Raw genomic sequence first — 20,249 nt, forward strand, 5'->3', positions numbered from 1 at the left:
GAGACCACAGCTCTACGCCTTTCGGGCGTTGCGAGGTCCCCAGCGAGTAGCCGAAGTCGTGAGGGTTAAAGGGGTGGCGCATGACGTGCTCCGGAACGATGTGGGCGAGGGGCTTCAGGAACCGGCGGAGCGGTCCTTCGCGAGGCGTACCGCTGATTTACGGGCGGGTTGGTCTCCACCGCCGGTGAGGGAAGGACGGATCTCCGTGGCCTTCAGCACCGCCTTGGCCGACATCTGGCGCTTGAGCTGGGACTTGGCGGCGAACCCGGCGTTACGACGGCCCCGGTTCGACAGAATCCAGAGGGTGACCAGGGCCACCGCGCACAGGCCGGTGAAGGCGTACAGGGGCAGGGAGATCCCGCTTGGCACGAGGTCCACTACTCGGGCCTCCGCGCGACCCGGGCCGCGAGGTAGCGCATCCGCCGGCCACAGAGCCGGGACATCGACGCCTCGGGCCCAGCACAGCGCGGCGGAGCCGTGTGAAAGGCACTGTGGAGGTCTTCCGCCGCTCGCCAGATGTGGGTGACGGCTGTACGGACGCGGCCACCGGCGGCCGAGTAGTCGCCGTGGTCCAGCACGGTGGCCAGTGCCTTCGTGCGACGGGCGAGTTCGAGGGTATCGGCGTGCAACTGGTCAATGTCCTGTCGCACCGCGTGCTCGTCGGCTCGGAGCGTGGTCTCGTCGGTGGTGATGGTCATGGAGGGGGCGCGCTCCGAATCTGTGTGGAAGGGGTTGGCGGTGGCGAGGTGGCGGTAGCTGCTCATTCGGTGTCCGGGGAGGTGCTGGTGAGGTCGGTCATGGAGCCGGAGGAGAAGCACAGGTGCTGCTCGGCTTCGACCAGAAGGTGTTGGACGCCGGGATAGATGACCTCTCCGACCTTCCACAGCGCGATCCCGCGCCGCAGGCGCATGATGTGCTCGGCTGTCCAGGACGGCAGTCCCAGCCGGGACACTGTGGCTTCTGCCTCGGATTTCTTCTGCGAGTAGATGACGATGGTGTCGGCCATCTTCAGTGCCGCTTGCGTCTCCGGGCTGTCGTCGATGTCCGACAGGTGGTGGACGATGAAGATGCAGCTCAGCCCGTAGCCACGAGCGAACTTCAGGAACTTCTCCAGCAGGCTGGCAAGCTGGGGAGTCCCGAGGATGTGCCAAGCCTCCTCGCAGACCAGGATGCGCTTGCGCTGGGTGTAGCGGCGGCAGCTCGCTTCCGGGTTCGGCCCGAGCTCCCAGGCGCCAGAGTTCGCATCGACCACAACGCGTTCGTGCTGACTCGGCTCCGTCCCGCACTCGCACAGCGGGCGCAGCCAGACCTCTTCCAGGAAGACGCTGATGACGGCGACGAGGATCGTCATGGCGACGCCGCCGGACGGGACCTTCGTCAGGTCGAAGACGATCATGTCTGCGTCGAGATCCACGCCGAGGCTGGTCGGACCATCGAGCATGCCGGTGAGGTCGCCGGTCGCGTCCTCCTCGCTTCCGCAGAGACGGTCCAGCACGTAGGACGCTTCCAGGCCGTCACCAAGGAGTTCATCCTGCGTCCGCTGCTTGGCCGTGGCGTCGGACTCCTCCGGCGAGCGGAGCGCGGCGGCGACATCCGCCAGGACAGGCGTGCGCCCGAGAGCGCCCGCCCGCTGGTGAGCCCGGCGGATAGCGATGCGCAGAGCGGAGCCGGCGAACTCGTCCAAGGGCTTGCCGAGCCCGAGTTCGACAATCGTCCGTACCAGCTCGATCTGCCGCTTGCCCGCGATGGCCGGGTCCATCGGGTTGATGCACGAGGCACCTCGACCACCGCCCGGGGCGAACTTCACCGGGGCCTTGCCGGTCAGCGAGCGGCCGAGCGCCGCCCACTCCCCTTCTTCCCGCTCCTTCTGCTCCTTGGTGTCGAGCACCACCACCTGACGGCCGAGACGGATCTGTCGCGCGGTGTAGGTCTTGGTGAGCGCCGACTTCCCCCGACCGGTATCGCCCATCACGATCATGTTCCCGCCGGGCAGACCGTCACCGAACGCCGAGAACGGGCAGTAGATGAACGCCTTCCCTGAATACAGCTCCCGGCCGATGATCGCGCCCGCGGTCCCGAGGGTCGGCGGTGCGATGGGCAGGTACAGGGCCTGGCTGGTGGTCGTCTCCGTATAGAGCGGGCGGCGTGCCGTTTCGTGCATCGGGGACAGCGGAGCGAGGTCGAGCAGGTCAGTCACTTGATGCCTCCGGCCAGCGGGAGGGTCGTCGCGAAGGCCCGCGCGTGTTCGAGGTCGAGCCATTCGATCCGGAGATGGGCGTTGCGTGCACGAGAAGCGGTCGTGCGCTTCGTGCGCTCCAGCTCCTCGGCGCTGCGTGAGGAGATGGTGATGTAGCCGACGACGGCGGAGCCTGCCGCGCCCGACGAGGCCAGTGCCATGCCCCGCGATCCGGTGGCGCTCGCCGCAATCTGGTCGCGGGGATCGATGTTCTTGCCGCGCTGACGGTCCCGGTGCATTTCGGCCTGGTTGTTCGTGTCTTCCGCGAGCATCCGTTCCACAGCCTTGTCGTTCGGCTCCAGCTGCTGGGTGATCGAGATCGTTCGGATTACATCCGGCATCCCGATCAGCAAGGGCGACAGGAAGTCGGGCCCAACGGGCGTGGTGGGCCACCCGACGACGGCGGCCGTCGCGTGGAACCAACTGTCGGTGGAGCCTGCGGCGCGCGTGGCGACGTGAGCCCCGTTGCGGACGTCGACGTTGCGGGGGAACGCGTGCGCCTGCGGGAGGTCGGTGTCCCAGATGGCATGGTCGGGGTCGTAGCTGTTGCGGATGAACGCGGTCATCCGGCCCTCATCCAGGGGCGCGATCACCGAAAGGTCGGCGTCCTCCGCCCGGGACCACAGCTCTTCCAGGTACGCGGCCATCGCGGCGGCGACCCCTTCGTCACCGGTGCCACGGGCCGCGCCTTCAGCCGCCAGGTCGCGGGTGAAATTCGCGTGGATGGTGATGTAGTAGCGGTGCTCCTCCGCCGAGGTCGACACGGCGTTGGCCAGTACGTCGTACGAATCCTTCAGCCACTGCGGAGCGTCGGCCGTCGCCGCCGACTCGTCGCGCTGGGAGATGAACCGCTGATGGGCGTAGGGGTCGGACTTCATCTGCCGGGCCAGGACCTGAATCCGCTTGACCGGGTGCTCCTCGACGTTGCCGAAGGCGTCGAGGAGTTCGCCCCACCGCTCCAGGGCGACGACCTGTTCCCCGACTTCCTTGCCGCCCAGGCCCGGAGAGGCGATCTCCAGGGTGGCCGTGACACAGCGGGCCTCCGGCTGGAGGACCACGACGGCCTTCTGTCCGCGGACGGTGACCGGTACCCAGGTCATGCCTGTGACGCCTTCCGGCTCTGCCAGAGCCGAGTCCGGCGGAGTGCCGTCGCGGCCGACACCAGACTCGAAAGCCGGGGACACCCACACGCCGCCGGTACGGCGGAGCGCCTTGCGGCGGTAACGGTTGATTCGCCACCAGCGGTAGAACGTGCGCCGCTGCGACGTGCCCTTCGGCCGGTACGGGGCGTACACGATGGCGAGGGCGAGCAGGACCGGCACGACGAGGCACGTCGCGGCGACGGCCGTCACGCCGCTGAAGAGGTAGCCGAACAGGATGCCGGTAGCCGCACCGCCACCGAGAACGACCTGTTCGCCGAGGTCGCGGCGGCCCACCAGCCCCGTGGGGCGGTGCTTTCCGAACTGATACGTACGAGTCGACATGGGTCAGTCACTGATCCTTGCTGGGGGTCGGCCGTCCGGGTGCCTGCCCGCCCGACGGCCTTGACGGCGGCGGAGGCGTGACCGAGGGCCCGGAGCCCGAGGTAGTTCCTGATGCAGAAGAAGGGGAGGGAGGCGGTGGCGTCGGCGCGGGAGGCGGCGGCGTCGGGGCGGGCGCCGACGGAGTGGGCGCCTGTGGCGAGGGCGGCCTTGCCGTACTCGGGGCTCCGCTGGTTCCCGGTGGGCGTCCGGAAGCTGCGTGATTGCTGGCAGCCGACCAGTCGGGAGAGGAGCTGACGACCGGGTCGGAGGTCGCTCCCTCCGCGCGAGCAGCCGCCGGCGCACCGGATGAACTGGCGTGGTCGCGGCTGCCTTGCTGGCTCTGGGGCTGCTCGGACCCACCGTTGGCAGCGTCGGCCCCCTGCATACCGGGGGAACTTGTGGCCTTGTTCTTCGCCACGTCGACGCCAGCCTTAGCCACGACAGCTCCTGCGGCGACCGGCCCGGCCACGGCCGTCCCGCCGCCCATCTTGGCTCCCGCAGCCTTGCTGCCAGCGGACTTCGCGCTGCCGCCTACCAAGGAGTCCTGTACGTGAGAGTTGATCGCACGGTTCGCATGCTGGCCGGGACCGTCGATCGCGGCGGCCGGGCCGGAGGACTGGGCTGTCTTCCGGTCGTGGTGCAGCTGGGCCATCTCGTCGCCGAAGGCGGGCACCCACTTGTACAGCGTGGCGCTCGCGAAGACAGCGAGGAGGAGGATCAACGCACCGATCAGCGTCTTGGAGACCGCGTCAGACATGTTGCCCGTGGAGTCGCTGAGGACTGCGCCGCCGAGGCCGAGCAGCGCGAAGAGTACGGGTTTGCTCAGCCCGATCGCGAAGATGCCACCGAACCACTTCTTGCTCTTGTTCCACAGATCTCGATCCACCAGCCCGGCGTTCACGATGGGGCCGAGCGCGACGGCCACGTAGATCGCCGCGCCGCGAATCAGCAGCTCGATCCACATCAGCAGAGCGCCGAGCATCATGATCAGGTTGACGACCAGCAGCTGCCCCACGCCCTCCGAGGGCTTCGCTGCCATCACCTTGAGGATGTTCTCCAGGAAGGGCTTGAAGTTCGAGGTCGCGTAGGGCTCAAAGATGGCGGTGACTTCGTCAATGGCCTTCATGAGCAGCGCAATCGCGCCCGGCGTCATCGCGTTGACTACGAACTGGAGGAGCAGGAACCCGATCGCCTCGGAGACCGCAGTGGTCACGGCGACCCCGCGGACCGCCCGCTTGGCCACGGCGATCAGCCACAGGCCCACGGTGAGCAGGCTGGAGGCCGCGAAAATGATGGCGTACTGCTTCAGGAAGCCAGCCGACGTGAGGTCGATCTTCGTCGTGTTCTGGATCAGCTCCAGCATCTTGCGCAAGAACCAAAGGTTGGCCTCGGTCAACTTCTGAAGCAGGAAGCCCAGCGGGTCCTTGACGAAGTCGATCGCTGCCTTGGCCTCGCACACCATCGGGATGTGGCAGAACGGGTTGGCGACCGCGGACGGGATGAAGAGGAACCCGATGACCACATTGATCATGGCTACCGTCTGGATGCGGCGCCGCCAGCGGCCCGGGGTGCCCCGCTCGATGGTCAGGAGGCCAGGGGCGTCGTCACGCAGTCGCAGGCGCATTGCTGGCACCTCCCACGTCTGCGAAGCCCTCAGCCGGGTCGGCCTCCTGCATAGCGGGCGGTGACGGTACGAGCGGTTCGGACGGCGTGACGGCGGTGGTCTTCCAAGTGCCGTCGTCCCGGATGAGGTCCACGGTCATCCGGAGGAAGGCGACCTGCGGGCGCTGTGTCTCGTCCTTTCCTGCCATCCCGCCCACCGATGCGGTCCATACCTCGATGCTCGCGGCCTGTTCGGAGTAGGAGATCGTGCGGGTGGCGAGCGCTGCCGTCCGCGTGATCAGTTCGGTGCCATCGGCAGTCTTGCCGTCGGTACCGACCCCGCGGTTCTCCATGACCAGGCGGGCCGTCGAATCGGCCTCCGAGGTGACCGAGTGCAGAACGCTCGGTGCTGCCGTGGCCTTCAGCATCCGATGCCGCCAGTCCTCAACGGTGAAGAACCTAGGGTCGCCGTAAAGCATGGTGGCGCTGACAGCGGCGGCGCGGGCCCCGTGCTCGTCGTGTCCGTACGGCGCGGGGAAGCCATCTTGATCGGCCGCGCCGCTCAGGACGGGGTCTTCTGCAGCGGTCGGTACGTAGTCGGAGAAGTCGCTCGCGACGTTGGACGCCTGCTTGGCGTCGATCGGAGCCACCAGGCCGGTTGAGCTCGAACTGTCCTTAATTTTCCAGTCGTTCGACTCCCAGGTCAGCGTGACCGTCACCGACTGGAAGTCGGCCTTCGGAGTCGCATGCCCGCCAGTGCTGCCGCGGACCGTCGTCGTCCATAGCCGGACCATCGCCCCGTGAGCGTCGAAGCCCAGGACGTGAGCCGAGAGGACACCAGTACGGGCGATGGCCCGCTTAGCCGAGGTCTTCGGGTTGTCCCCCCGAAGCGCGCTGACTGCTTGAGCCGCAGCGCGGTCGGCCTTCTTCGTCGCTGCACCGGCAGCATCCTCGGCCGCCATGACCGACACAGCGCGGTGTCGAGTTTCCTTGTCCATGAGGAACTTGGAACTGCCGCTTACCGTAACGAAGTTCGCCGCAGCCGCCTTGGCGCCGGCCTCCGTGTGCGGGTAGCCCACGGGGACACCATGCACCTCACGAACGCCCTTTCCGCTCGTCTGCGGTGCTGAGTGCGCGGGCGCTGACGCGGCGGGGGCAGAGGCGGGCGGATTGCCCGTGGCGAGGCTGACGATCACCCCGGCCGCGGTGACGACCGCCGCCCCACCGGCGGCGATGCCCCAGAGTTTCGCCGACGGCTTGCGTGCTCCGGCCGCCGTCGCGGAGGAATCGTTCCTCCTCCGGAATCGGGATGCCATGGGTCACACACCCATGGCGTACGTGATGGCGAAGATGGTGCCGAAGCTCGCCACGAGGAAGACCGCCGTCAGACCGCCGACCATCATGCCCTTGCCGCGCGAGCTGTCCATCGTGCTGTGACCTTCGCCGAACCAGCCCTTGGACTTCCCGACGCCTGCCAAAAAGGCGCCACTGCCGACGACGAGGACGACGGCCGCGACGACGCCAAGAATCACCTTCGCCGTGCCGCCGAGCTTCGAGAAGGGGCCCCAGTCAGGCTTAACGCCCGAGACGACATCGGCCCCGGCGGCGAGGGTCGTGTGCAGGGAAGGATCGGCAGCGGCAGACAGAAGGTTGTGCATGGTCAGTCCCTTAGCGGTTTAAGTGGTGAATGAGGTGGTTTATGGCGATTAGCCGACGTGCCGCATCGCGATGATCTGTGGCTTCCAGTAGCTGAGCGGCTTGATCCGCACCTGTGCGCCTGTGTGCGGGGCGTCGATGACCTGGCCGTCGCCGATGTACATGCCGACGTGCTCGGGGCCAGCGCTCCCGGGAACGCTGAACAGCAGGTCGCCAGGGCGTAGTTGGGAAACGCTTTTGACGGCGGCACCGGCGTGCACCTGGTCGTAGGTGGTCCTGGGGAGGTTCACGCCCGATGCGGCCCAGGCCATTTTGGTGAGCGACGAGCAGTCGCACCCGCCCAGACCCTCGTACGGCATGACGCAGCTGCCGCCCCATCGGTACCAAGTCCCCAGGGCCGTCTTCGCGGCGGAGATCGCGCGAGCAGCCCCCTTGCCGGCCGGAGCGTCCGGCTGGACTGCGTTGGCCCACTTCGCGGCCAATTTGCGGATGCTCCGCACGTAGTCGCGCGTTTCGGAGTACGGCGGGACGCCTCCGTACTTGATCACGGCGCCGCCGCCAGCGTTGTACGCGGCGAGCATGTTGTCCGTGGAGTCGCCTGGCACGTTCTTGACCTCTTTGGCAAGGGTGCAGTCGTACTTCGCTTGGGCAGCGATGGCATCGGCGGGGTTGCGGATGTCCTTGACCCCGTCTCCGTCGCCGTCCACGCCGTGATCAGCCCAGGTCCCGGGCATGAATTGTGCGATTCCGAGGGCGCCAACAGGCGACTTGGCGTCGGAGTTGAAGTTGCTCTCGGTGTAGAGCTGAGCTGCCAGGAGTGAAGCCGTCACCTGGGGGCACTCACCTGCGTGCTTGTTGATGAGTCCGCGAACCCAACCAGGAACGGGGGCGTCCGTCGTGATGCCGCCGCCCGGGCCGGATTGCTGTGCGGAGGCGCTATCCGCTCCGCCGAACGTGGTCAGCAGGGCAGTACCCGAAACGAGCGCAGCGGTGATGAGTCCCAGGCCGGCCTGTGTGCCCTTGTTCATTGCTGCCCCGTCACGCCCAGGGCAGGGCGGTGACGCGCCAGCCCTCGGAGGTGTGCTCCAGGCGGAGGGCGAGCTGTTCGTTGCTGCGGCGCGCGTGCCCGGACTGCGGGGTCGTCGTGAGGGTGTAGCCCACGCGAACGAGAGCGGAGGACTTCGTCACGGCCGGTGCGCCGTCGGGGACCACTACCGAGGTGATCTTGACCGACTGCCGTGCCTCTTCGGCACGAAGCGCCGCCCACGCGGTGTTCTGGCTCGGCCGCTTCTGGCCGAGAATGCCCACCAGTTCACCTGCTGCGAGCCGGGCCGCCCGAGCGCCAGCGTCGGCGTACGACTTGTCTTTGCCGTCGCGTGCGTCGTGCTCGGCGTAGGCCGTGGTGAAGGCCCGCGCTTTGCGTTCGATGTCCTTCGGGATGGAGGCACTTGGCGGCGGCGCGGGGCTTGCCGCGCTCGGCGAGGCCGTGTCTGTTATGCCTGCCGAGACGGAGCGCGGCTGTGTGGCCGCGGCCTTGGGCGGGTGGTCTGTCGAGCTGGAACAGCCGGTCGACAGGACGGCCAGGGAGCTGGCTATCCCCAATGCGGTGGATATAGGTATGAAACGGCTGGATCGGGACATGCGGGAACCACAATCGTGCGCAGGAGGGGGGAGGGTCAGACAGCGAATGTGTGGGCGGCGCCGCACTTCACGGGGCGTGCCTTGCCCTTCTTCACGCAGACCCTGATCTTGTGCGTGCCATCGAAGAGAGTCGGCCTCTTCCAGGAGCAACGGCCGTCGTTGTAGCTGTCGGTGACGGTTTGGAGCACCCGGCCGTCGTTCGCGAGGATCTGCACCGCCGCCTTGTAGCCGTCCGTCTTGGTGTCACATGCGGTGACCGAGCGGTCGACGTGGTTGTAGAAGCCCTCAGCGCCGTGGCCCTTGGAGGCCCACCACCCGGAGCTTGCGGAGGCCGGGGCGGCAGACATGGCGGCGACGGCGAGCGCAGCACCGACCGCGATGGGCATGGAGCGCTTCAAAAATCGGGTGGTAGGCACGGAAATGCTCCTTGCGGAAATCGGTTTGATGGGTGGCCGAAACTGCCGTGCGTGTCCGTCTGTGAAAGCAGGAAACTCCGCCTGACGAGGACAGAGGGCAGTGGCGCCGACGATTCGGCAGACCCCGCAGAAGGGATCGTGGGGGCGGGTGTTGCGGTCCCGTATGGGCGGGGAGGGACCGCAACACCCCTTCGCAGGAGGGGGGACTCCTGCGGCTATTACCGGCTTCTGCCGGAGAATTGGAGGATAAGGCCGGGGTCCTCGCGGTCCTATCCGAGGAACTTAGAGATGTGCGAGCGGCACTGATCTCCGAGCGCGTTTGCGTCGCGGTCAGCTCTGACACAGCCGAGTTCGCGACTGAAGCTGTCTCTCATATCAAGGTCATCAACCCCTCGCGTGGTTAAAGGGCGGCCGGTAAATAGGTCTCCATTGGTCAAGGAGTGCCTTGCGGCGTTGGCCGTGCCTGAATCCTTGCAGGGGTTCGCGGACAACTCGAATCAAGAAAAAAGTCGGAACCTAATTCTAGGAATTAGGTTCCGACTTCCGGGGTGGGGAGGATTTCCGGCGGCTTGGTTTCTATGCGGTGGTGCCGCGCAGATGCGCGATCGCTACGCCGAGCCATGGCGCGGGCGGCCCGGCGAGGAGCAGCGGCGCGCACACGGTGTACGAGAGAACGACTTCAGGCAGCCCTGTGGTGACCTCGGACAGAAGGGCGTGGTCGAACGGCAGCCAGGCAGGCGACCCGAACGGCTTGAGTCGAACTCCCGCGGAGGTCAGCACGACCCGAGCTGTCGTGTGATCGCGCCACTGCGGCACAGATCTCGCCTCAGCCTCACGCAGCCGCCGGGCGTCGAGCCGACGGTTGGGCACCCAGCGTCGGCCGAAGGCCGGGTGATTCTCGAAGTAGCCAGCCGGCCGTGGCTCGACGATGTCGGTTCCGTAGAAGCGGGCGACCGAGCATGTCACGTCCGCAAGGGCGATTTCCCCGTCCGCGAGGGGAAGGTCGTCCACCCGCATCGGCGCCAAGTCACCACCGTTCTGGAGGTGCAGCGCGAGCGTGGACGCTGCTTGCACAGCGTCGGATCGAACCGCGTCTTCAACCGTCCCTTGTCGACGTCGCCACATGGCCATTCCTTCCTGATCAAGCGAGCCGTCCACGGCCTCTACGGCGAGAAACCGCAAAGGCCGTGGGGCGCCTATGAGATGAGATCACCAGAGGGCGCTGGAGGCAGCGGCGGGTGTCTTCGCGGCCTCGTCCTCCTCTTCCTTCAGCCGCGCCAGCAGTACGCCCATGCGGTCGTTGCCGAGCGGCTGGTGTGCGCGGACGGCCGCTTTCACGGCGTCACGACTGATCCGTCCGGCCTTCTCGGAAGCGGCCCGTGCGATCGGCAACAGGTCCTCCAGCCACTCGTCCTCGGCCTCCCGGTCGTCCGGGATGTCGGAGCCGTCCCGGACGGGGGACTTTTCGCCGTCCGCAGGGGGGCGGACCGTCGCCGGGGCGGAGGGTTCGGCCGTCGCCGGGTTCGTCGTGGCCGCCCCGCGGTCCGCGACCGTGGCAGGCGGTCCGTCCGTCCGGTCCGGCTCCGTCCGTGCGCCGTCCGCACCTGCGGACGAATGGCTACTTGGCTCGTCCGTAGGCGGCTCCGCGGTCTGGGGGGCCTCGTGTTTCCGCAGGTCTACGCGGGTGTCGGCAGAGTCGTCCGCTGCGGACGGACGAGCTGTGATGGTTCGCGTGGCCACCCTCGCCGTTGCTTCCAGCGGACGGAGCTCCGGTTGGGCAGCGGAGCTGTCGAGTGGTGAGAGGTCTCGGGGGACCGGTCCCGGACCGCTGCCTGTGTCGTCCCGGACCGATATTTCGGCGGTCCGCGCCATCAGGATGTAGAGGTGTACGGAGCCTGCCAGTGCCAGCGGTGCGAGAGTCGACAGCACGCCGACGACGCTGTCCGTGAGGTGCAGTGCGGACCGTCCGGCCTGCGGACCGTGGTTCAGCGTAATGGCGTGCAGGGCGTTCGCGCCGAGACTCGCTCCGGTGGCCGCGAGGAAGAGAACCCAGGCGTAAAGACGAGCGCTGAAGCGCTCGTGGCGAAGGAGCACGATCGCCCGGACGCCGTACGCGATGAACCCGTCGATGAACACGGGGAACAGGTAGCTCAGGGTCTCCCGTGCGTGGATCGCAATGGCGATCTGCCGCAGCGCGTCGTAGGAGAACGCGAAGCCGGCCGCGCCGAGCAGGATGATCGCGGAGCGGTCCCAGGCGGTCATCCCGCGGAGGTTGTAGACGCCCTGCCGTTCGCCCACCGTCGACGTTATGTGCGCGTGAGACATCAGAGGTTGCCTCCGTCACGCGGGTTGATGGACTGCCAGGCCGGGGTCTGGGATAGCAGATGTCCGAGCTGTTCCAGGGACGTCACTTCGTGCACGTGCTGACTCGGGCAGCTCACGCACGACACCCGCAGCACGATGCGCTCCGTGCCACCTTGGTCGGTGTAGTACAGCTCCAGGTGCTGGCCGCCCACGGTGTCGAGCGAAGCGAGGGCTTGCAGGTGTTCTTCGAAGGACAGGAGCCCCAGGACCTCCCAGTCGAGGGTGACCGCCTCGTCGCCCAGGAGGCGGCGCGCGTACTTCGACGCCGCCGTGATGGACCTCGGGCCCCAGGTGCGGAAGGCATTCTCCCGAGCGGCCGTGCGCCGTTCTTCGGCGGTCGTGAGGCGCTTGGCCGCAGCGAACATGATCGGGTGACTCATCGGGGGCCTTCCAGGGCATAGCGGGTGCGGATCGTGTTGCCGTCGCCGGAGTCGTTGGCGAGGCGAAGAAGAACATCGGCGTGGCACGGCACGTCGAGAGGACACGTGCACATGAGGTCGAGGCCGCGCAGTGCTCGGGCGTACCGGGCGGCGTAGCAGCGGCCCACCGGGCCTCTAAGCGTGGCGGCGAAGAGGTCCACGGCCTCCGCCGCGTCCATCGGCGGGCCGATCAGGGACGGAGCCCGGTCACCCACCTTGAACGGGTTCGCATAGCGACTACGGGGCCCGACGTATGCACAGGCTGTGGACAACACTGCGGCGTCTTGGGACGCTCCGCGAAGTCGGACGGGCATCAGGCTGCCCTCCCGCCCCGGCGCCGGTCAGCACCGATCATGGGGACGAGGCTCGTCACCATTTCGGCCAGGCGACTGGCCACCCGAGCGCCGACGAAGTTGGTCAGGTCCGGCCCGTTCTCATCCCTGGCAGGCAGGTTGGACGTGATGATCGTCGGGAGGCAGTGGTTGTACCTGTAGTTGATGAGCCGATACGTCACCTCCTCGGTCCACTCCGAGGTTTTCGCCGTACCGAGGTCATCCAGCAGCAGGTACTGCACTTCGCTGAGCCGCCGCAGCTCCCGTTCCGCCGCGCCCATGACCTGTGAGGGGCGCAGGTTGCCGTACATGTCCGCCGAGTTCACGGCAATCAGCTCGTACCGGTCCGGGCCGCCGGCCGCGATCCTCCGCAGGGCTCCGTAAGCCTGGTGGGTTTTGCCCGTCCCCGTGAGGCCAGTGAGGAGGAGAGCGCCAGCGGCGCCGTTGTTCGCGAGAGCGCGATCGGCCCAGGAGATGACTTCCGGCATCGTCGCTTCAGCGTCGCTGAAACGGGGAGGGGTAGCGGTCCGCCAGCGGTTCAGCGCGTATTCGGCCCGAGCACGGCGGTGCCAATCGTGGTCTCCCGGGTTCTGTTCCGGTGACTCGTTGGCGGGGGTATCGGCCACGACCTGGATTCCTTTAGCAGCGAGTATTCGTTCCATGGCGCGCATTGACCTGGCGCTGCCCACGCGTTCCGGCTCTGCCATGATCAAAATCCGTTCTGGTAAGCGCTGGGCTCGGAGGGCTGAAATGGCACCCAGGTACCGGGCTGTCGCCGCAGGGGAACGACGTTTCCCTGCGGTGCCGCCACGGGGGCATGCGAGGGGAGATCCGCCCAGATGCGGAGTAGGTAGCGGGCCGACTTCGGCGGTCGTTCGGCGTTCCACCGGCGCGCGATCATGTCGACCAGCCGGTCATTTCCCCAACGAGCCGCGAGAGCTGTTACCCGATTCCATTCCGAATCGGTCAGCCGCCAGCCGACGAGCATTCCGGCGTTCGATATGGCTGTTACCAGAGCTTTGGCGCCCTCCGGCACCTTGACCGAGTCCTGGTTGGTAGACCGGTTCTCTCGACTCGCCCCGGGCAAGCTAGCTTGCTCTTTGGTGGTGGTAATACTCCCGTAGGGAGTATTACCACCACGTGCACGTGAGGAAGAAACTTCCAAGTCGCCGTGCAGAGACTTCCCACTTTCAGCCGTCAAGGCAGAGTTTTGGGAAGATACTTCCTGGAACCTTGTTCCCTCTCCGGGCGCTTCGGGAAGCGGAGTAGGAAGTTCTTTCGCTGAATCAGTGGGGTGTGCAGCACCCTTGTTGAACAGGAGTATTGAGTAACTGTTGGGGTTCGATGCTCCCCCTCCGCGCTGGTGGCTCAGTTCGCCGAGCGTCGCCAGCTCCCCAAGGCACTTCGTTATAGAGCGAGCCGTGAGTTTGGTAAGCCTGGATATCTCGTCCAAGGTCAGCGTGGCCCTGCCCTCGTCGTCGGCCTTACGGGCGAGTGCGAGCATGACGAGACGTGAGCCCCTGCGCGACTTGGAACGGGACCAGACGAGTTCGGTTGCTATGTCGCTCATCAGTGATCCCTGCCAACTATCGCTATACGACGAATCTGGGCAAGGCCAAAGGAGCGATCGTCTTCTGGGACGTACCCGTTCTGGAGTGGTTCGGGGGTCAGGTACAACGTTTCAGTTGGGAGGTAGAAATCATGAGCGCGGCGCCAATCGGCAGCGTCACCGAAGGTGCGCCGGATCATGTGTGCCACTCGGTCCTCGATTCGGCGGTCAATGAGCATGCGGTAAAAGTCCGGTTCAAAGAGGTGGGTAACAGAGCGGCTGACTGGATAAATGCGCACGAGGACGGCCGTGGGCGCTATTTCGCGGATCGCAGTGCCGAGATTCAGGCACGGCGAAGCAGCGGGATCATTCTGAGGCATGGGGAGAACTCCCGGAATTGCAAGGGCGGCCTTGCTAGAAGAATCGTTTCCTCACGGAGGCGCGTCAGGCGGCGTCAACGCTGTGAGCAGACAGCGGAGCCGGCCGGGACTTCGACTTCTGTCGGTAGCGGCGCGCGAGTTTAAGCAGGTACTCGTGAGTGACACCGAGTCCCCGGGCCACAGCCGAGGGCTCAAGTGACGGGTCTGTCGCGAACCGAGCGATTACGGCTTCCCGCTCGACCTTGCTGAGAGCCGCGGTACAGCCCTGGAGGGCACTCTGCACGGCCTCTTCATTCGCGCGCTGCTGCCACGCGGCGCGCAGTGGGGACCGCTCCGATGCCAGGAGACCAGCCCGTATACCGAACTCGTCGTCGTCCTTGAGTGATTCGACCAGGCATCGAGCGGCCACGGCCAATGGGCACGCTGCGCAGAGATTGCGTGGCCTGTTGAGGGACGTGCCAAGCTTGTTCTTCACGGCCTCGGCATCTTCGCGAGGCCCATCCCCAGGCGGAACGAAGATGTTGATGTCCTGGTTCGAGCACCTGGCTTCTTCTGCCCAGTGCTTCCCGGGGGCCTTCCTCGACTCTTCTATAAGAGGAGACCAATCCCCTTGACGTGCAGCCTCGATGAGACTGTATATGGCAGTGCTCATGTGTGTCTCGCGATGTTCACGGCGCCAAGCGCTTTCAAACGCTCGAACGCAAGAGGAGGTCAGAAACGCTTGCGCGAACGCTTGGAAGGCTGAAGCGAAGTCAACGCCGAAGCGCCTTCCTTTTCGGCTTCGCTGCCCGGGTTCACGAAATGCATGTCCGAAATCGCGCGGAGGTCTTCCTCTGCGAACTGGACGAACTTGCCGAACTTCCGATGGGGCAGCCTGGAAATCCGCTCGCGCAGCCACTTTTCCGGAATATTCAGCCGTTCGGCCGCTTCGCTATATCCGATGTGGAGACGCTTATCGTCAGGTTCCGAGTGACGGTTGCCCAGCAGAGCATCGATTCCGCCTGCTTGAGCCAGCAGATTCATCACGGCGGCGAGCCCCTGCAATTCGGTGGGTCCGAGGGCGGCCGGGCCTGCGTTCGCCGGTGCGAGGGCCGACATCACGCGTCCAACCCGCGCAGCTGAGCCGTCCGCAGGTCGAACGTCTGGCCGCCGGAGGCTGCCCACCCGGCCTGCGGGAACGAGCGGATGATCCACCGCGCGATGGTCAGCGCCTTGGCTCGGGGTACGCGAAGTGCATGTCCACGCTCGTTCACGGCGGTGAGCCCCAGGTGGGGCCACAGGGTCCGGGGGCCCTGGAGACGGACATGTACGACGGCGGCCTCGGGGGGCAGCATGGACGTCAGCTGCGCAGCCAGCCGTTCAGCCGGTCCCGAAGCGATCCCAGGCTTCGGGTTGCAGTCCGCAGTGGGGGACATGCGACACTCCTCTATGTGGTACGCCGCTCCGCAGTGCCGTGCGAAAGGACACGGAGTGGCTGTGTTGGTGATCTTGCGGGCCCTGTAGGGGGCAGCGGATCACGAGCTGTCTGGCGTCCGGGAGGTGCGAACTCTCGGGCGCCGATGGCGTTTTGAGGGGGAAGGAAGCGCACGAGGCGTGCGCGATTTCCCCTCTCCACCAGGCCGGTCCTCAGGCGGATACGGCAGGTGAGCGAAGGCAGAGGGGGTGCGAACGCCCTCGTTTTTCGCTAAACTGAAGCTATCGCGGTTCCCATAAAAAGTCAACGCTCCGATGTTTCTTCGGTTCGCCCAAAAAACGAGGTCTGATGCCAGCCCGACGCTTCGATAGAGCCCGTGTGCGCGCGGTACGTCGAGCCGCCGAGATCTCCCAGTCCGATGTGGCATCTGCGCTCGGGGCTGCGGACTCGACGGTGGCGGGGTGGGAGCTGGGCGCAAGCGTCCCGGACCAGGAGAAGTTGCCCGCCTTGGCTGGAGTGCTCAAGAAGCCGTTGGACGAGTTGTTCCCGCGCGACGGTTTGCCCGACCTCACCGACTTGCGGTGCGACGCCGGCCTCTACCGGTACGAGATGGCAGCAGTCATCGGCACCAAGAGCGACGGCCCAGTGGCCGGCGCGGAGAATGGCGTCCGGCGCCTCAAGGACAGGTACCTCCCTGACCTGGCGAAGGCGTATCGCGTCACCGTGGACGAGGTGAAGCGAGCGCAGGAGCGGTCAATGGCCAAGGCTCGGGGCGAAGAGGCGGAGGGCGAGGCTGCCGCCGCTGCGGTGGTCCAGACGCCGCCCCGAACGCTCGCTGAAAAGATCACCCTTCTCCTGGAGCGTTCGTACCCGTCGGGGGCGGCGCCTGGAGACGAGGAGATCGCGAAGGCCGTGAACACCTACGCGGGTTCGCAGGTCACCACGGCCGAGAGGGTCGAGGCCCTTCGAACAGGAACCGACGAAGCCGAAGCTCCTGCCCCGGTCGTTCTAGAAGGTCTCGCCCAGTTCTTTGGCGTCACGCGCCTGTACTTCGAGCCGGACGACGCTGTCGCCCGCCAGGTGTACGAAGGACTGCGCCTTATGTCGGCTGCCAAGAGCGGGAAGGTGGGCCGAGTCAGGGCCCGCGGCCTTGGCGCGGAGGGCCTGCCGGACGACGTCCTCTCGATCTTGAACGATCTCGCGACCGAGTTCGAGAAGAAGGCCGACCCCGACGCCAACGAGTAGTGCCCCGTCCCCGGGACTCAAGGAGTCGCCGGAACAGGGCACTGAACAGCTACTTTTACTCTGCGGCTGTGTTGGGCTCGTGGCGCAGGCCGGAGGCGAATACAGCCCGGACGTCCTTCAGGGCACCGAGGTCCGAAAGCGGGTCTCCGTCGACGAGGAGGAGGTCCGCGCGGTAGCCGGGAGCGATTCGCCCCGTCGTGGAGCCCAGACCCAAGGCCGTGGCTGCTTCTGACGTCGCCATGTCGATGATCGAAGTACTCGCCAGGCCCAGGTGGGAGTAGAACGTCAGGGCCGGGACCAGGCCGTCAAAGCCCGCCCGCTGCACTCCAGCGTCCGTTCCGGCCACCAGGCGTACGCCAGCGTCTGCCATCCGCCGCACCAGATCGAACATCGCGGCGGCGCGCTCCTCACCGAAGAAGCGCGGGAGCATCTGCCAGTGAGGGCTGACCGCCGGGCAGACTGTGATACCCCGGTCGATGATCTGCTGCACCACGTCCGGCCGGAAGTCGAGGCCACCACTCGTCATCCACGTGCAGTGCTCGATCGTGTCCACGCCGGCCTCCACGGCCGCGGTAATGCCGTCGGCACCGTGCGCGTGGGCCGCGACGGGGACACCTGCCTTGTGGGCTTCGTCCACCAGGGCGGCCAGTTCCTCTGCGGTGAACTGGGACTGGTGGCTCTTGGGGCCGTCCTTCGTCAGGCCGCCGCCGGTGACCATGGCCTTGATGACCCCGGCCCCCGCTGCGAGGTTGCGACGGACGAGGTCACGGATCTCGGCTTCACCCGAGACCTCTCCGCCGAGGAAATAGCAATGCCCGCCCACGGTGGTCGCGGGTGTGCCCGCGGACACGATCCTTGGCCCCGGCGTACGACGATCGTTGATCTCGGCAGCCAGACGAAGCGCCAGACCACTCCGGTCACCGAGGTCGCGGGCCGTGGTGACGCCACTGCGCAGGAGCTGTTCCGCACGACGGCGCATGTCCTCGAACAGGACCTCATCTGTCGAGCCCTGGAGCGTGGAAACCGGATCAGGGCCGCCGTCGAAGGCGAGGTGGACATGCGCGTCGATCAGCCCCGGCAGAACAGTTCCGTCGAATGCGAAGTGGGGAACGTCGGAGCCGGCCCGCTCCACGATCTGTTCGCGCGGTCCGACAGCAGTGATCGAGTCGCCCTCGATGAGAACTGCCCCGTCTTCCAGGTAGGTCCCTGAGCCGACAAGAACTCGTCCTCCGGTGATCAACATCTTGTCTCCTTGACCAGTACGGGTCCTGCGGCATCACGCAGAGCGTCAGACACCGCAATCAGTTGTTTCACATCCGACTGCCGGTCGCTGCCCAGAGCCATGGCGAGGGGGAACGGGCGACGCGGTGCAGGTACGCCCTCCCCGATCCGCGCCGAGGCTCGGCGAAGCAGGGCAGCAAGCTCGGCGGGGTCCATGCTGAGGACCGCGTTGTCCTCGTCCTCATCGAGCAGGTGGGGGCTGATGTCCACCAGACCGTCACGGATCTCCACGATGCGGCGGTGGTAGCGCCTGTGCACGCCTCTGGCCCGCCATCGGTCCAGCGCAGCCGGGGACGCTGGCTTCAACACATTCTTGGGGTACGCCTCCGCCAGCAGCTCCCACAGAGGGGCGAGGCGACGGTGATCACGCCGATGCCGGAGCCAAAGCCGTATGGAGGAGATCCGGGCTCGCGCTCCGGAGTACGTGATGCCTGCCGCGAACAGCAGGATGGACGCCACCAGGAGGAAGGCCACGGCCGCCATGACCGGGTTGGGCACGTCCACGTTGGCCCAACGAACGGCGACGATGACGGCGCGGATGGCGCAGGCCACGGCCATCGCCCCCAGGCCGACCGCCGTCATCCAGAGGCCGGTGGAGTGCGGGCGTCGGGACATGCGGGCGTAGCGGCGAGTCCACCGAAAGGTCATGCCCAGGGCGTACATGAGGTAGAGCCCGGCGCCGCCGTAGAAGAAGGCGATCTGCGGAATCGTCATGTCGGCCGTACTGAAACTGCCCGCGAAGACCTCGTGCGGTACCGACTCCGCGGCCACGGTGATCGCGACCGCGACGACCCCGACGAGTACGGCTTCCCTGCGTGCTCGCCGACGCCCCGCTATCTCGTCCGCAGCGGAGTAGAGGTAGAAGCACATGAGGAAGTAGACCGTCAGAAGCAACAGCACGTTCTGGATCAGCTTCGCCGTCCCGTGGCCGGCGACCGTGTCGACACCGGACGCGCCGCCGGGCATAGCTACGGGGTACGACAGCGCAGCGCAGAACAGACAGAGGGTGACAGAACGCAGGGGTGCGTCATGGGGGGATCGCTTCAGCTGGTAGAGCTTCCAGACGAGGGCGGCGACGAGCCCCAGGAGTAGCAGTTCCACGGGTTACAGCCATCCTCGCCGGTCACTGAGAGCTGCTTCCACACGGCGAAGGGACGGGTCGTCCGAGAGCGGGGTGGCGTCGTCCAGCAGGGATGACCATTCCAGGACGATGGTGGCGACCAGTTCGACGGAGCACTCCTCGTCGTCGTCGTACGAGCACCGATGGGCAACGCGCTTGATCGCCTCGGGCTCGAACACCGGCAACAGAGTGGCCCAACCCTCAACAGAGACCGCTGCCCCCGCGTCGGCGTCGTCCATCGGTGCGGCGGCCGTCGTCGCCCCTGCGGGTTTCGCCGAAGCTTCTTCATGCTCCGCTACGAGGATATGACCCACCTCATGCAGGATGATGTGCTCTTGATGCAGCCGCGTCGTTTCCCGCTGGTAGAGGATCACGTCGTAGTCCTCGTACTCAGCCCAGACGCCCGAGGGCCCGGGCTTCTTCAGCGGTGCCTCTCGGAGGTACAGGGGGCGCCCGCGCCGTCGACTGAGCGCCTGACAGAGCTTTTCGACGTCGAGCGGGGGAGTAACCCCGAGGGCTTGCAGCTCACGCCGAATCAGGCGGTGCAGATCCCCCTCCACGGTCCGATTCGCGGCCGTGCGCCAGCGCCCAAGGCGACCACGATTGGCCCCGCCCTGCGCAGGCACCCTCGACTCCGCCGCGTCTCGACCTTCTGACCACATTAAGTAATCCCCTTCAACCGGCAGTGATTGCTCCCCCGAGCCCGGGCGGCATCGCGCCCGTGTCGATGGCGTCCAGTTCCCGGTGCCGGAAACGACCGCAGTCGAACATCTCTGAGTGCTCCACCAAGCCGTCAAGCAGGCTCGGATGCCTGGTCTGCACATCGACTCGCCCACTCGGATGTCACTTACGCGAACGCACCAAGAAGCCCCCGGAGAGCTGCCTGAACGGAACCTCCGGGAACCTCTTTGGACAGTACGTGACAGCTCAGACAAGACGTGGCCTAAAAAGTAGGGCCGATCCGTGTAGCTAGCAGGTAGCCCCGATCCGGCAAAACGCGCCAAATCGGCCGGGCCTCTTCTTCGGCATGCGGTTTGAGCTGGCATTTTCGGTTCTGGCGTGGACGCTTCA

Annotated in this window: 24 protein-coding genes; 1 reads left to right on the top strand and 23 read right to left on the bottom strand. The window is 66.5% G+C overall.

Annotation, left to right across the window (positions count from 1 at the left end; translation table 11 throughout):
• Nucleotides 1–114: 114 nt before the first annotated feature.
• From ACZ56E_RS27615 to ACZ56E_RS27710, 20 genes are all read right to left on the bottom strand, one after another.
• Complete coding sequence (locus ACZ56E_RS27615; RefSeq protein WP_471218228.1) at nt 115–378, bottom strand: hypothetical protein; 264 nt, start codon at nt 376–378, stop codon at nt 115–117.
• Complete coding sequence (locus ACZ56E_RS27620) at nt 378–764, bottom strand: DUF6238 family protein (RefSeq protein WP_471218230.1); 387 nt, start codon at nt 762–764, stop codon at nt 378–380. The genes ACZ56E_RS27615 and ACZ56E_RS27620 overlap by 1 nt, the downstream gene beginning before the upstream one ends.
• Complete coding sequence (locus ACZ56E_RS27625) at nt 761–2,197, bottom strand: ATP/GTP-binding protein (RefSeq protein ID WP_471218232.1); 1,437 nt, start codon at nt 2,195–2,197, stop codon at nt 761–763. The genes ACZ56E_RS27620 and ACZ56E_RS27625 overlap by 4 nt, the downstream gene beginning before the upstream one ends.
• Nucleotides 2,194–3,720 carry an SCO6880 family protein gene (locus ACZ56E_RS27630; RefSeq protein WP_471218234.1) on the bottom strand — a complete coding sequence of 509 codons (1,527 nt, stop codon included), beginning with the start codon at nt 3,718–3,720 and terminating at the stop codon, nt 2,194–2,196. The genes ACZ56E_RS27625 and ACZ56E_RS27630 overlap by 4 nt, the downstream gene beginning before the upstream one ends.
• A 7-nt stretch (nt 3,721–3,727) precedes the next feature.
• Nucleotides 3,728–5,383, bottom strand: coding sequence for a hypothetical protein (locus ACZ56E_RS27635; RefSeq protein WP_471218236.1), 1,656 nt, complete (start codon nt 5,381–5,383; stop codon nt 3,728–3,730).
• The gene (locus ACZ56E_RS27640) at nt 5,364–6,677 is read right to left on the bottom strand and encodes a DUF8175 domain-containg protein (RefSeq protein WP_471218238.1); all 1,314 of its coding nucleotides are present in this window, start codon (nt 6,675–6,677) and stop codon (nt 5,364–5,366) included. Before ACZ56E_RS27640 ends, ACZ56E_RS27635 begins: the two co-directional genes overlap by 20 nt.
• Before the next feature lie 3 nt (nt 6,678–6,680).
• Nucleotides 6,681–7,019, bottom strand: a complete 339-nt coding sequence (locus ACZ56E_RS27645; protein WP_469924232.1) for a hypothetical protein — start codon at nt 7,017–7,019, stop codon at nt 6,681–6,683.
• Between the two features lie 48 nt (nt 7,020–7,067).
• On the bottom strand, nt 7,068–8,045 hold the full coding sequence (locus tag ACZ56E_RS27650) for a bifunctional lytic transglycosylase/C40 family peptidase (protein WP_471218240.1): 978 nt from the start codon (nt 8,043–8,045) through the stop codon (nt 7,068–7,070).
• 10 nt (nt 8,046–8,055) lie between these two features.
• Nucleotides 8,056–8,658, bottom strand: coding sequence for a hypothetical protein (locus ACZ56E_RS27655; RefSeq protein ID WP_471218242.1), 603 nt, complete (start codon nt 8,656–8,658; stop codon nt 8,056–8,058).
• Nucleotides 8,659–8,693: 35 nt separating this feature from the next.
• Nucleotides 8,694–9,074 carry a hypothetical protein gene (locus ACZ56E_RS27660; RefSeq protein ID WP_469924229.1) on the bottom strand — a complete coding sequence of 127 codons (381 nt, stop codon included), beginning with the start codon at nt 9,072–9,074 and terminating at the stop codon, nt 8,694–8,696.
• Between the two features lie 576 nt (nt 9,075–9,650).
• A complete protein-coding gene (locus ACZ56E_RS27665) occupies nt 9,651–10,232 on the bottom strand; it encodes a hypothetical protein (RefSeq protein WP_471218244.1) in 582 nt (193 codons plus the stop codon).
• A 51-nt stretch (nt 10,233–10,283) separates the two neighbouring features.
• Nucleotides 10,284–11,399, bottom strand: a complete 1,116-nt coding sequence (locus ACZ56E_RS27670; protein WP_471218246.1) for a DUF2637 domain-containing protein — start codon at nt 11,397–11,399, stop codon at nt 10,284–10,286.
• A complete protein-coding gene (locus ACZ56E_RS27675) occupies nt 11,399–11,818 on the bottom strand; it encodes a DUF6195 family protein (protein WP_471218248.1) in 420 nt (139 codons plus the stop codon). The genes ACZ56E_RS27670 and ACZ56E_RS27675 overlap by 1 nt, the downstream gene beginning before the upstream one ends.
• Entirely contained in the window at nt 11,815–12,171 is a 357-nt protein-coding gene (locus ACZ56E_RS27680) for a DUF4326 domain-containing protein (protein WP_471218250.1), read from the bottom strand. The genes ACZ56E_RS27675 and ACZ56E_RS27680 overlap by 4 nt, the downstream gene beginning before the upstream one ends.
• A complete protein-coding gene (locus ACZ56E_RS27685) occupies nt 12,171–12,896 on the bottom strand; it encodes an ATP-binding protein (protein WP_471218251.1) in 726 nt (241 codons plus the stop codon). Before ACZ56E_RS27685 ends, ACZ56E_RS27680 begins: the two co-directional genes overlap by 1 nt.
• Before the next feature lie 2 nt (nt 12,897–12,898).
• Nucleotides 12,899–13,759: a hypothetical protein gene (locus ACZ56E_RS27690; protein ID WP_471218253.1), complete on the bottom strand. Its 861-nt coding sequence runs from the start codon at nt 13,757–13,759 to the stop codon at nt 12,899–12,901.
• The gene (locus ACZ56E_RS27695) at nt 13,759–14,118 is read right to left on the bottom strand and encodes a hypothetical protein (protein ID WP_471218255.1); all 360 of its coding nucleotides are present in this window, start codon (nt 14,116–14,118) and stop codon (nt 13,759–13,761) included. The genes ACZ56E_RS27690 and ACZ56E_RS27695 overlap by 1 nt, the downstream gene beginning before the upstream one ends.
• Nucleotides 14,119–14,182: 64 nt before the next feature.
• Complete coding sequence (locus ACZ56E_RS27700) at nt 14,183–14,770, bottom strand: WhiB family transcriptional regulator (protein WP_471218257.1); 588 nt, start codon at nt 14,768–14,770, stop codon at nt 14,183–14,185.
• A 59-nt stretch (nt 14,771–14,829) separates the two neighbouring features.
• Nucleotides 14,830–15,216: a hypothetical protein gene (locus tag ACZ56E_RS27705; protein WP_471218397.1), complete on the bottom strand. Its 387-nt coding sequence runs from the start codon at nt 15,214–15,216 to the stop codon at nt 14,830–14,832.
• Nucleotides 15,216–15,533 carry a transcriptional regulator gene (locus tag ACZ56E_RS27710; RefSeq protein WP_471218258.1) on the bottom strand — a complete coding sequence of 106 codons (318 nt, stop codon included), beginning with the start codon at nt 15,531–15,533 and terminating at the stop codon, nt 15,216–15,218. The genes ACZ56E_RS27705 and ACZ56E_RS27710 overlap by 1 nt, the downstream gene beginning before the upstream one ends.
• A gap of 377 nt (nt 15,534–15,910) precedes the next feature.
• On the opposite strand from ACZ56E_RS27710, the gene ACZ56E_RS27715 reads away from it, so the two are divergent.
• On the top strand, nt 15,911–16,777 hold the full coding sequence (locus ACZ56E_RS27715) for a helix-turn-helix transcriptional regulator (protein WP_471218259.1): 867 nt from the start codon (nt 15,911–15,913) through the stop codon (nt 16,775–16,777).
• Nucleotides 16,778–16,832: 55 nt separating this feature from the next.
• Here ACZ56E_RS27715 and ACZ56E_RS27720 read toward each other — a convergent pair whose 3' ends face one another.
• Genes ACZ56E_RS27720 through ACZ56E_RS27730 form a run of 3 tightly spaced genes read right to left on the bottom strand, consistent with a single transcriptional unit; the run spans nt 16,833 to nt 19,738 of the window.
• Entirely contained in the window at nt 16,833–18,020 is a 1,188-nt protein-coding gene (locus tag ACZ56E_RS27720; RefSeq protein ID WP_471218261.1) for an amidohydrolase family protein, read from the bottom strand.
• On the bottom strand, nt 18,014–19,159 hold the full coding sequence (locus ACZ56E_RS27725; protein ID WP_471218263.1) for an MAB_1171c family putative transporter: 1,146 nt from the start codon (nt 19,157–19,159) through the stop codon (nt 18,014–18,016). The genes ACZ56E_RS27720 and ACZ56E_RS27725 overlap by 7 nt, the downstream gene beginning before the upstream one ends.
• Nucleotides 19,160–19,162: 3 nt before the next feature.
• Complete coding sequence (locus tag ACZ56E_RS27730) at nt 19,163–19,738, bottom strand: hypothetical protein (protein ID WP_471218264.1); 576 nt, start codon at nt 19,736–19,738, stop codon at nt 19,163–19,165.
• Nucleotides 19,739–20,249 lie beyond the last annotated feature (511 nt).

Source organism: Streptomyces sp. NPDC039480 (genome assembly GCF_055597165.1).